The 11,779-nt window shown below is 65.7% G+C and carries 10 protein-coding genes; 2 read left to right on the forward strand and 8 right to left on the reverse strand.

Translation table 11 applies throughout. The features are described from left to right. Positions 1-14: 14 nt before the first annotated feature. The 4 genes from CHB90_RS19490 to CHB90_RS19505 form a co-directional block, all read right to left on the reverse strand. Positions 15-2,771 (reverse strand): DUF2339 domain-containing protein, encoded by a 2,757-nt coding sequence (locus tag CHB90_RS19490; RefSeq protein WP_089279519.1) that lies wholly within the window; start codon positions 2,769-2,771, stop codon positions 15-17. 193 nt (positions 2,772-2,964) lie between these two features. Continuing rightward, positions 2,965-3,978: a YcjF family protein gene (locus CHB90_RS19495; protein WP_089279520.1), complete on the reverse strand. Its 1,014-nt coding sequence runs from the start codon at positions 3,976-3,978 to the stop codon at positions 2,965-2,967. Beyond that, positions 3,975-4,451, reverse strand: coding sequence for a GNAT family N-acetyltransferase (locus CHB90_RS19500; RefSeq protein ID WP_245823307.1), 477 nt, complete (start codon positions 4,449-4,451; stop codon positions 3,975-3,977). Before CHB90_RS19500 ends, CHB90_RS19495 begins: the two co-directional genes overlap by 4 nt. Next, positions 4,448-5,863, reverse strand: coding sequence for a YcjX family GTP-binding protein (locus CHB90_RS19505; RefSeq protein WP_089279521.1), 1,416 nt, complete (start codon positions 5,861-5,863; stop codon positions 4,448-4,450). Before CHB90_RS19505 ends, CHB90_RS19500 begins: the two co-directional genes overlap by 4 nt. Before the next feature lie 155 nt (positions 5,864-6,018). Here CHB90_RS19505 and truA point away from each other — a divergent pair, with 155 nt between their 5' ends. Next, positions 6,019-6,786: a tRNA pseudouridine(38-40) synthase TruA gene (gene truA, locus CHB90_RS19510; RefSeq protein ID WP_089279522.1), complete on the forward strand. Its 768-nt coding sequence runs from the start codon at positions 6,019-6,021 to the stop codon at positions 6,784-6,786. Between the two features lie 4 nt (positions 6,787-6,790). Here the strand turns inward: truA and CHB90_RS19515 are convergent, their stop codons facing one another. The 4 genes from CHB90_RS19515 to CHB90_RS19530 form a co-directional block, all read right to left on the reverse strand. Next, a complete protein-coding gene (locus CHB90_RS19515) occupies positions 6,791-7,588 on the reverse strand; it encodes a phytanoyl-CoA dioxygenase family protein (RefSeq protein WP_089279523.1) in 798 nt (265 codons plus the stop codon). Between the two features lie 67 nt (positions 7,589-7,655). Then, positions 7,656-8,255, reverse strand: coding sequence for an RICIN domain-containing protein (locus CHB90_RS19520; protein ID WP_089279524.1), 600 nt, complete (start codon positions 8,253-8,255; stop codon positions 7,656-7,658). 101 nt (positions 8,256-8,356) lie between these two features. Continuing rightward, the gene (locus tag CHB90_RS19525) at positions 8,357-8,878 is read right to left on the reverse strand and encodes a DUF3726 domain-containing protein (RefSeq protein ID WP_089279525.1); all 522 of its coding nucleotides are present in this window, start codon (positions 8,876-8,878) and stop codon (positions 8,357-8,359) included. Further along, positions 8,875-10,524 (reverse strand): hypothetical protein, encoded by a 1,650-nt coding sequence (locus CHB90_RS19530; protein ID WP_089279526.1) that lies wholly within the window; start codon positions 10,522-10,524, stop codon positions 8,875-8,877. Before CHB90_RS19530 ends, CHB90_RS19525 begins: the two co-directional genes overlap by 4 nt. A gap of 103 nt (positions 10,525-10,627) precedes the next feature. On the opposite strand from CHB90_RS19530, the gene CHB90_RS19535 reads away from it, so the two are divergent. Further along, positions 10,628-11,773, forward strand: a complete 1,146-nt coding sequence (locus CHB90_RS19535) for an amidohydrolase (protein ID WP_089279527.1) — start codon at positions 10,628-10,630, stop codon at positions 11,771-11,773. Positions 11,774-11,779 lie beyond the last annotated feature (6 nt).

Here is an 11,779-nt window from a genome sequence, read left to right on the forward strand (position 1 = left end):
AGCGACTCGCAACCCTATGGACTTGGGACGGGGGTGGCGCGGGTCTGAACCCAGCGGTTGAACCACGCCAAACCGGCCAGTGACAGGCCCAGCAGCAGGAAGGAAAACACCCGCATCAGCCCCGCCAGCCCAGATATGTCGATCAGGAACACCTTGGCCACTGCCAGCGCGATCACCGCCACACCCGCACGGCGCAGGGCGTCTGATCGCCGGGCAAGCGCCTGGTAGAACAACCCCGCCCCGGCCAGCAGCAAGGCAACGGTGTAGCTGTAAAGCTCGCCGTCACTGATGCCGTTCCCGATGTGCATGTCCAGCCCGCCTTGCCACGCATGACGGATGGTCAGACCCGCCCACAGCAGCGCCAGCGCCCCGCCCGGCAGGGCGATCCCGATGCGCAGCCAGCGCGGCAACTGCCCAAGACGCCATGCGCCGAACATCAGGGTCAGCGCGGGCAACAGGTAGGCCGGGATCAACGTGTTCAGCACGATCGTGCCATGCACCGCCTGTTCCTCGAACAGCGGGTTGCCAAGGCTGCCCCCTGTCAGGAGGCTGGCCAGCGCCACCAGCCCGAAAACCACCGCCAGTGCGATCCGCAGCCAGCGCATCGGGCCGCCCAGCATCAACCGCTCCAGCTGTGCCAATGCGGTGCCGATCCAGATTGTGCCGTACAAGCCAAGGAACCAGTGCAGATCCTGACTGTCGTGGCCGACATGGGCCTCTATCACATGGTACAGGACAAGACTGATGGTCATGCCGGCCACCGACCATGCCGCGCTTTCCAGAAAGACGCGGGCGCTCGGGCGTGGGCGCAGGGTACACAGCCAGAGCGACCAGAGCAGCGCTGCCAACGTGCCGCCGTAGGCCGCCAGCATTTCCAGCACCGGCGCCCTGATCGCCCAGTCAAGGCCGGGGTCGATGACCAGACGGTAGCCTAGCGCCACAATGCTCGCAGCGATGAAGCCGGTCATTTGCGGCAGGTCGAAACGGCGGTCCAGTGCGGCGGCACTGACCACCACCGCCGCCAGTGCCAGCGTCAGGGCGGCGTCGGTCAGCAGCACCGTCAGCGCAAAGGCAAGACAGGCCAGCGCCGAGACGGTGAACAGCGCGGTGCGCAGCCTGACCGCGCCATCAATGCGGGCAAACCGCGCCGCCTGCGCCACCATCAGCGCCGCCAGCGCCAGCGCGTGCAGCGCCCAGGGCCAGGCCCCCAACAGGGTGCGCGCATCCCAGACAAAGTCCAGCGCCAGACCGACCAGTGGGGCGATCAACGCCGCCGCAGCGGCCCAGACGGAGGGCCAGACGGAGGAATAGCGCCCCGGCTTCAGGCTGCGCCATGCGCTTGCCAGCCCGACCAGTGTGGCGGCCATCAGCAGCAAGCTCAGATCCAGTGGCAGGCGCTGTTCTGTCAGGTCGGCCTGCGCTGTCAGCCTGGCGTCCAGCGCGGTCTGCGCCTCTTTGTTCAGCTCCGGCACGGCAATCAGCGCCAGCAGGGTCAGCGCGGGCAACACGGCCTGATCCTGCAAGGCGGGTGCGCCGCGTGACCACAGGATCAACAGTACCGCAAGGCCCGCGCTCAACCCAACGGACAATTGCCATGTCAGTGCACTGAACAGGGCGGCATAGCAAAGTGCGGCACAACAGGGGACCAGCAGCGCGCCGGACAGGATTACCGGAAAGATCGGCCTGCGCTGCGTCTCAGCGGTGGCGGCGACGGTTTCCACGATGCCGGGGCCGGTGTGATCGGGCGCCAACGCGCGCGACGGGATCAGCAGTGTCAACAGCATAAGACCCACGCCATAGCCCGCGAAAGAGGCCATCAGCGCCTCATCTCCCGGCGCGGACAGGTGCAGCAGCAGACCGGCGGCAAACCCCAGCGCGACGGCCAGAGCGCTGACCCAGGCCCAGCGGCGCAGGGTGTCGATGCCCAGGCCCAGCGCGGTCAGCAGGCCGAAATAGAGAAGCAGCCATTCGGGGTTTTCGCTATGCCCGCCCACCAGAAACGGCGCGGCCATGCCGCCGGTCAATCCGACGGCTGCCAAAAGCGGGCCGTGACGCCAGCCCAGCAGCAAGCCAAACAGGGCGATAGCAAACAGGGCTCCCAGCGCCGGGCCGGGGGCTACAAGATCATACAGAAGACGTGCGGCCAGCACACCACCCATTTGTGACACAAGTCCCGCGCCAGACAGGACAGAGGGCAGGTAGGCCGTGGCGCTTGCTGCGTCGTCACCAAAACGGCGGCGGATGGCCTCTCCCGCTGCGATGAGCGCCGCGCCAAAGGCCAGCGCGGCAATCACCCGCATGGTCGGGGTCAGCAACCCGGTTTCGATCCCGTATTGCACAAGAAAGATGCCCGCCAGCGCCAATGAGACGGCAGCGACGCCGTAAAACCAGTTGTCGCGCAACCAGACTCCAAGGGTTTGCAGGGTCGATGGTTCGGTTCGGCGCGGCGGACGCGCCATGGCGGTGGCGCGCGCTTTGGGGGGGACATCACCGGCCTCTGTTGCAGGGGCGGACGGGGTCGGGCCGTGCACGTTTGACGGCGGAGTGTTCGACAGCGGCGCGGACGACAACGGTGCAGTCAATGCATTGGCGGCTTGCCCGGTCGGCTTGTTCCGGGGGGACGTGGAGAAGGCCGCAGATTGCAGGTCCGCGACGATGCCGTTCAGGGTTCTGACCTGACGGCGAAGACGTACATGCCCGATGATCAGGACGGTCACGGCCACGGGCAAGGCAAGGACCACAAGGCCCAAGAGGACAAAAATGGCTTCCATAAAAACCACGCGCTCCGGTTCATTCGAAAGCGCAGTCTAGGGCGTGTCCCTCAGACTGGACAGGTCCGGAATGCCGGACCCGCCAGTATGCGGCATTGTTTGACGGATTGTATCCCAGGTTCCCCGCGTCCCGGGCTTGACCCGGGACTTCGGGATTCCGTCGCACTGGCGTCCGGGCGTATCCGGTAGCCGATCAGCGTTTGTCCTGCATCACCAGCCCTGACAGGCTGGATCGAATGATGGACCGGACCGAGGGCCGCTTGCCCGTGCCAAAGGGCAGTGGCCGGCATACTTCCATCGCGGCGACGCCCACCCGCGCGGTCAGCGCGCCGTTGACCATGCCCTCGCCAAAGCGGCGCGACAGCTTGCCCAGCAAGCCACCGCCAAGGATCGGTTCCAGCATGTCGTCGCCAATGGCGACGGCACCCGTGGCGACAAGGTGGGACATCACCGCCCGCGTCAGCCGCCAACTGCCCAGCGTGCCAGAGCGTCCGCCATAGATCTCGGCGATGCGCCGGATCATTCGCAGGTTGGCGGTCAGCGCCGCCACCACGTCGGCCAGCGCCAGCGGCACCAGCGCCGTGACGGTCGCCACCTGCCGCGCTGCCGCCTCGACCTCGCGTCGGGCGGCGGTGTCCAGCGGGGCCAACAGGGCGGTTTCAGCATGGGCGAGCAGACCCCTGGCATCAAAAATCTCGTCGCGTTGCGCGGCCAGCTTGTCGCGCCCCCAACGGGTGTCCTCGCGTCCCTTGTACAGCGTCACCAGATCGTCGGTCAGTTTGCGCGCCGCCCCCAGATCCTCTTCGGCGAGCACGGTTTCGGCGGCATGATGCAAGGTGTCGATCCGTGACAGCCGTGAGAACGCCGCAATTTCCTTGATGACGATCATCAGGCAGACAAGAGCAAAAGCGCCGAACAGTGCGGTGACAATCCAGCCCAACACCGGAGACGACGCAATCAGATCCGTGGCGAAAGTCCACGCGGCAATCGACACAAGCGTGCCGACAAGGGCCACCAGCAATCGCCAGAACCAGCGCGCAAGGACAGACGGTTGCCGGGTGGCCAAGGCAGCGACGGTGGTCATCGCCACGCCCTCTGGCGGGGGCAGATGGGGTTCGGGGACGGGCGGCGCGGCGGCAGGGTTGGGGGCGTCGGCGCTGTCGTCTTCCAGGTTGATCAGGATCGGGCCCTTGGGTGGCTGGCTCATGTCGGTTGCTCCGGATGGGGGGCGGTAGGGCGTCGCCACAGGTAACGGATGTCTGGCAGGCCTTCTTCGTTCTTGTCGCCGTCGGTGCGGGCAATCTCGTCAAATCCGTGCCGCAGGTAGAATTTCTGCGCCCCAGTGTTCCTCTGAAAGGTCCACAGTTCCAGCCTGTCGGCCTGTGCCTTGGCATCCTCCAGCAGCGCAGCGCCCAGCCCCTGACCCTGCGCCCAGGATGCCACAAACAGCGCATCGATTTCGTTGCCATCGCGGGCGATGAATGCCGCAACGTCGAACCCCAGTTCGGCCACGGTCACCCAGCCAAGGTCAATCAGCTTGCCGGTGTGGGCGATGTCCTGTGCCGCCGAATGCAGGCGCGGCTTCCATGTGTTGGCCTCGACTGCTTCGGTGATCATCGCGCCAAGTTTGCCGGCATCGCCGGGTTGCGCGGGGCGCAGGGTAATGTCACGCTGGTTCACAGTTTGTCACCGATCAGGAACTGCGCGGCGCGGTCCAGCCGGATGTGCGGCGGCCCTTCGCCCGGCTTTAGTACCAGTGGAGCGGGGGCAAAATTCATCACGGAATAGTCCTGATCAAGCCAGGTTTCCGCCCCCTCGCGGGCCGTCCCCAGCAGATGTGAGGGGTCTTCGGGCAGGGCACCGGGATAAAACGCCGCCTGCTTGCCGGTGTCCAACAGAGTCCCCCGAACGCAGGGCAGGTCGCTGCCCTGATGCTGGATCACCTGTTCCGTGGTGGCCCGCAGCGCGGCGAGTGACATCGCCTGCGTGTCCGCCCCGGCAAAGCGCGCACGGTCACGCGCCTCTCGGGTCAGGGCCTCCATGATCGCGGTCAGCCTGCCATGCTGAAGGTGATGCAGGTGGTCGGCCTTTGTCGCTGCAAACAGGATCTTTTCAACCCGCTTTCCCATAAAGAGATTGGTCAGAAAGGCGTTGGTGCCGGGCCGGAAGGCGGTGAGGATGTCCGCCAGTGTGCGGCGCAGATCCTCCATCGCGCGGGGGCCTGCGTGGATCGCGCCCAGGGCATCGACCAGCACGATTTGCCGGTCGATGCGGCTGAAATGATCGCGGAAAAACGGTTTGACGACGCGCGCCTTGTAGCTGTCGAAACGGCGCTCGAACTCACGGTAGAGCGACCGGCGCGGGGCGCCGTCGACGGGTGGCAGTGGGGCAAAGGTCAGGACGGGTGAGCCTTCAAGCTCTCCAGGCAGCAGGAACCTGCCCGGCGAGCAGTCGGAAAATCCCGCCTTGCGGGCGGTGTGCAGCGCGGCGGTATAGGCGTCTGACAACCGTCGGGCGCTGGTTTCATCCAGATCCTGTTTGCTGTCTTCGCCCTCCAGCAGGGCGCGGGTGTCCGGCCCACCGGGGCGCAGCGCCAGCCGGTCCAGCATGTCCCGCGACCAGTCCGCATAGGATTTGTCCAGCAACGACAGATCCAGCAGCCATTCGCCGGGGTAATCGACGATATCAAGGTGCAGGGTGCGCGGCCCTTGCAGCCCTGCCAGCAGGCCGGAGGGACGGATTTTCAGCGATAGCCGCAGTTCGGACACGGCGCGGGTGCTGTCCGGCCAATGCGGCGTGCGTGCGGTCAACGCAGCCAGATGGGTTTCATAGTCAAATCGCGGCAGCGTGTCGTCCGGCTGCGGCTGTAGAAAGGCGGACAGGATGCGGTTTTCGCTTTCGGCCACGAGTTGCGGCATCCGGGCACGGTCCATCATGTTGGCGACCAAAGAGGTGATGAAGACGGTCTTGCCCGCCCGCGACAGGCCGGTCACGCCCAACCGCAAAGTGGGTTCGAAAAAGGTTTCCGACAGGGTGCCGGTGACGTTTTCGACGCTGCGGGTGAGTGTGTCGGCGATGGTGCCAATGACCATGGGCTGGGGGCCTTGTCCTGTGGTTCGCTGGCAACTTAGTCACTGGTTGCGCGCGGGGCCAGAGGCGGGGGCGGGGAATGTGGCCGGTGTTGTGCCCGCGCGCGCGGGTCTTGACGGGATTGCCCTATGGCGGGCAGGGCGCTAGGAGGCGGTCCATGCCCAGATACGCTTTACTCGTGGAATATGATGGCCGCCCCTTTGCGGGTTGGCAGCGGCAGGCCGACCAGCCGTCGGTGCAAGGCGCCATCGAGGCCGCATTGGCCCGACTGGAACCGCGTGACCACACGATTGCGGCGGCGGGCCGGACGGATGCGGGTGTCCATGCGCGCGGGCAGGTGGCGCAATGCGACATGGACAAGGACTGGGATCTGTTCCGACTGTCCGAGGCGCTGAACCATCACCTGAAACCCTTGCCGGTGGCGATCCGGCAGGCGGCGCGGGTTTCCGATGACTGGCACGCGCGGTTTTCGGCGGTAGAGCGGCGTTACCTGTTTCGCCTTCTGATGCGACGCGCGCCCGCGACGCTGGAGGCGGGGCAGGTTTGGCGGGTGAACCACCAGTTGGATATCGAGGCCATGCGCGAAGGCGCTGCGCACATGATCGGCCTGCACGATTTCACCACCTTTCGGTCGGTGATGTGTCAGGCGAAATCCCCGGTGAAGACACTGGATGACGTCTCAATCGACGCAGTGGACGGGCTGGGAGGGCCGGAAATCCATTTTCGCCTGCGGGCGCGGTCCTTTTTGCACAATCAGGTCCGGTCCATCGTCGGCACGCTGGAGCGGGTCGGAACCGGCGCATGGGAACCTGACCGCGTGCGTACGGCGCTAGATGCGCGCACCCGGTCAGCATGCGGGCCGGTCTGCCCGCCGCACGGGCTGAGCCTGATGGGCGTCGGCTATCCCGACGACCCGTTCGCCTGACCTGTCAGCGGCGGAACAGCACCGGAAACCAGTCCTCGCGCAGGCGCTGGCCCTGTTCCATGTCATGGCCGGGAAAAGGGGGGGAGGTCGGCCCCGGACGGGTGGTATACCGCGCATCGTCCCCGACCAGACGCAACGAAAAGGCGCGGCGGCGCGTGTCGCTGTTGTTGCCGCGTGCGCCATGCAGCGTGCCATAATTGAAGGCCACGGCGTCGCCCGGCTCCAGCGCCCATTCGCGCACGTCCATGCCTTGGGCGTCCGGGTCGGGCACCGGCATGTAGGCGCTCTCATCGGGGTAGAAGTTTTCCTCTGACAGCCAACGGGTCGGCAGCACGGGTTTGTCCCAAAGATGTGAGCCTGCGACACAGCGCAAGGTGGCCTGTGTCACCGGGTCCAACGGGCACCAGAAACTGACGGTCTGGCGGCCTTCGACAAAATAGTAGGGGCCGTCCTGATGCCAGGGTGTGGCTTTCGAGGTGCCGGGTTCCTTGACCAGAACATGATCGTGGAACAGCTGCGCGCTGTCGGATTGCATCAGGTCGGCGGCGACCTCGGCGGCGGGGCTGCTGCGGATGACCTGTTCAAATTCCGGGATGCGCTGCCAGTTGCAATAGTCGTCAAAGAAGCGCCCACCCTCGCCCGCCTTGAGGTTTTCGGCGGCGTAGGGGCCGGGTTCCGCCATGTTGCGGGCGACGCCGTCGCGCAGGGTCTCGACATGGTCGGCAAACAGGCCGCGCACCACCACAACGCCGTCGCGCTGGTAGGTGGCGATGTCATCGGGCGTCAGCAGGGCGTGCGGCATGGTACTCTCCGGTTTTTGCCGGAGAAAACCATGGTCTGTCGGGCGGAGCAAGCCCCGCCGACCTTGTTCAGCCGTTGTCGCTGGTACTGCCGCCGGACCCGGCATCCGGGGCGACATCGGACGGGGCGGCATCCGTCACGTCGGTCTGGACAAATGTCCAAAGCTGGCCGGAAACGTTCTGGCAATCGTCCATGAAGGCCGCGCCGCCAAGGGCCGCGTCCGGGGCATAACGGTTGCCTTCCAGGCATTTGCCATCGCCCTGAAACTGGGTTTTCAGCCTGTACCAACCGTCGCCTTGTGGCTGAATGGCCCAAAACTGGCCAGAGACGTTCTGGCAGGTGTCCATGTACGCCGCGCCACGCAACGTCGAGTCGGGGCTGTAGCGGTTGCCCTCAAGGCATTTGCCGTCGCCCTGAAACAGGGTCTTCAACCGATACCACCCGCCGCCTTGCGCCTCGATCTTCCAAAGCTGGCCGGTGACATTCTGGCAGGTGTCCATGAAGGCCCCGCCGCCCAGCGTCGAGTCCGGCGAAAAGCGGTTGCCTTCGAAACACTTGTTTTCTGGAGCTTGAAACATGGTTTGCAGGCGGTAGGTACCGGTAAAATCCTGGGCCATTGCCGGGCTGGCAGCAATGACCGCCAGTAGTCCCGCGAAAAGTAATTTCATTGGGTCATCCAGATGTTTGAAAAAAACGCGTCACTCTGCGTCGAAATCAAAGCCTGCTACGGGGGTGATGTTCGGTCAAGCACCCGGTTGGTACGCGATTGTCAGTCGTTGTCGATATTTCCTGCCCCCGCGCCCGCATCGCGGGACTCGCCGGTTGCGGCAACATGGGTTTTGGCAGCCAATCCGCTCAGATGTTCGATCAGGTCGGCCGGTGCGTCGATGCGCGCGGGTAGGCGGGCACGGGATGAGGTGTCAAGATCGGCACACAGGACAAGGCGAGGCGGGGCGCCTTCGGGCTGATCAACCGCCGCACGTTCGATATGGATGTGCATCAGGGCCGTATAGGCCAGCGCCAGCGCCTCGTCGCCCGGTTGTAGCGTCAATGTGATTTCCGGGCCGGACAGGGTGAGGGCGCGCAGGATGTCCTCTGCCAGCAAAGGCAGGCGCAGGATCGGGCTGTCGGTCGGATCGGCCAGCGCGTGCAGCAGGGCGGTCGGCGCGCCGCCCCCTGCCAGATGATGGACCGTCGCCGCACCAAAGACCTCGGCCTGTCGGGGGGGAAAGCCCGCCCCGCGCGCGGCCTTTTGCGCAAGGCTGGCAATCTCGTTGGCGGAAAAGCTCATGTCGTCAGACCCGCCAGCCACCAATCATCTGCACGGTCTGTGCCCAGATCCTCGGGCAATGGCGCGCCCTGCGCGAGCGTGATCCGGGTCCAGCGGTCCGATTTCGGATCAAACTTGGTCGCGCCGAAGTAGGCCAGCTTGCAGCGGAGCATGTCGATTGGCAGACAGGAGTCGGCGATCAGATTGTCGCGGATTTCGCAATAAGCATGGCGGGCCACGCAGGCGACGCGCTGCAGTGCGAGTTCATGTTGGGGGTGGGTTGTCCGGAAAGCGCGCAGGTCGTCGACACCCTGTAGCGCACGATACAGCGCCTGCACGCGGCGCGCGATGTCCAGCGGGCTTTCCCGTTCCGCCCCCGGTTCGGCAAAGCGGTCTCCTATTCGGGGCTCTTGCTTTTCCTCGGAGACGTACCAGAAACGACGCGTCTGGGTTGCGTGACCAAAGTCAAGCTCCAGCGCCCAATCAAAATGCGCCTCGATCGCCTCACGCAGCGCAATAACCGACCCGAAGGGATGCATTATCGGGCCATGCGGATCGGCCATCTGGTCAGCCAGATCGTCGACGATCTCTCCGAACGGTTCCAGAACCAGCGCCACGCAAAGCTCTTGCGTGTCGGGCGAAAAAGCCTGTGAGGCGTGGATCAGCGCGTCCATCGGCTGGTCGGGCGGCAGAGCGGCCAACACCCGACGAACTGCGGGCCACTCTGCCCGCAACAGGTCAATTCGGGATTGATGCAGCGGGTCGGGCACCTGCCATTCGGCCAGGTGAGTGGCGGCCCGGTCCGCCAGCCGCACCAGCGTTTCGTTTTGCGCGGCGGTTATCGACGGCAGGGCGCGGACCCGCGCCAGCGCGGTTTCGCGGGCCATGGTCCAGTTGTGCAGCAACACAGGGTGCGACACGAGGAACGGGGCCATGCCCAACCCTGTCGAGTTTCCAATCCCGAGGTGACGTTTCAAGCGCGGATCAAGCGCCGCGCCACCAAGGTGTTCGACAAGGTCATGGGTAAAGCTGCGGATCAGCCAGACGGTCAGCATCTCGGCGGCAAAGGGGCCTTCGATACTGGGACGGTCCTCGATCAGGGCGCGGTCGGCGATGCCGAACTTGCCGTTGCCGTAGACGGCGGTGGTGCGCATCAGGTAGCCGACGCTGTTGATCAACGCGGCGTCGGGTTGCTGACCGGCCCGCAGGCGGTCGACAACATGGGCGAACAGGCGCACCGATTTGTTGGCGCGGCTCAACACAAGGTCGCGTTCGGTAAAGCGGGCAGCTTCCTGTTTCGGGGCGGCGGCGCAAATACGGTCAATTTCCGCAGCGTCGGGCACCCCGTCATACAGCACATAGGCCGTGTCCCAGGCGGTTGCGATCACCCGGTCGGTGCGCATCTCGTCGGGCAGATGGGTCGAAACCGCAACAAGGCTGTAGTCGTGCCCGCCAAGGCCGATGGTATAGACCGCATGGCCATAGCCCTGCGCGTCGATCTGCCAGACCGGACGGGTCACGCGCGCGCCCTCGCGGGACAGACGTCGGATCAAGACGCGCAAAAAGCTGAGCCGGGTCGGAAAGGCGGCACCCAGGCGCGCCAACCGCATCACAAGGGCGGGGGGTCGCAAATCGGTTTGCGGTGTCACGGGCGCAAGGTCTTTCATGTGGTGACTGTGCCACCGGATCTGCGTTCTGGGAAGAGGCACGGTATTGCCCGCAGGTGGCGCGGCGTGAAAGGGTGCCCTGACAGGGTTACGGGAGTGGTGCATGGGCATTGCAGATGAATTGGACGGCGAAATGTTGGGCAAGGCGCGGGCGTTGCGGCACGACCTGCATCGCTTGCCGGAATTGTCCGGGCTCGAGGGTGAAACTTCGGCGCGGATCACTACCGAGATGACGGCGCTGGGCGCGCGCCAAGTCGTGACCGGGCTGGGCGGCACCGGCGTCGCCGCGGTCTTTGGCGAGGGCGAGGGCGCATTGTTGGTTCGCGCTGAACTGGATGCGCTGCCGATTCTTGAGACGGGCCGTCCGGCGCACCGTTCACAGCGCGACGGGGTAGCACATCTGTGCGGCCATGATGGGCATATGGCGATCCTGCATGCGGTGGCGCAGGCGCTGGCCGCCGCGCCACCCGCGGCGCGCGTGATTCTGCTGTTCCAACCGGCGGAAGAGATCGGGGCAGGCGCGCGGGCGGTGCTGGACGATCCGCGCTTTGCGGATCTTGGCGCGAGCATGGCGGTGTCCTTGCACAATCTGCCGGGAATGCCGCGCGGTGCAGTGGCATTGCGCACAGGGCCAGTCAACTGCGCCTCACGCGGTTTGAGGGTGCGGCTGACGGGGCGGACGGCCCATGCCTCGGAACCCGAAAAGGGGGTGTCACCCGGTGTCGCACTGGCCGGTCTGATCCCTGCGCTGGGCGCGCTGGCCCGCGATCTGCCCACGGACGATCCCGGCTTTCGCCTCGCCACGGTGACCCACGCGCGGCTGGGCGTGCCTGCCTTCGGCGTCGCGCCGGGAGAGGCCGAAATCTATGTGACCCTGCGCACCCTTCTGGACGACGCGATGGCCGCGCTGGAGGCAGAGGCACGCGCCTTGGTGGCCGAGATCGCGCAGGGTTTTGAGGTTGAGATCACGGTGCATGAGGCCTTTGGTCATTGCGTAAACCACCCGGTGGCCGCCGCCCTGCTGGAGCGCGCGGTGCAGGACATGCCCCGGCATGAGGCGGCCTTGCCGATGCGCGCCTCAGAAGACTTTGGCCTGTTCGGCAGAGCGATGCCCTCGGCGATGGTTTTTCTGGGTGCGGGGGAGGCGTGCCCAGCCTTGCACGCGCCGGACTATGATTTCCCCGACAGCCTGATCGAGGTCGGCGCGCGGCTGTTTCTGCGCGCGATCGCGGAGTTCGGCAGGCCATAGCGCCGG

Source organism: Antarctobacter heliothermus, from assembly GCF_900188425.1.
GTDB classification, from domain to species: Bacteria; Pseudomonadota; Alphaproteobacteria; order Rhodobacterales; family Rhodobacteraceae; genus Antarctobacter; species Antarctobacter heliothermus.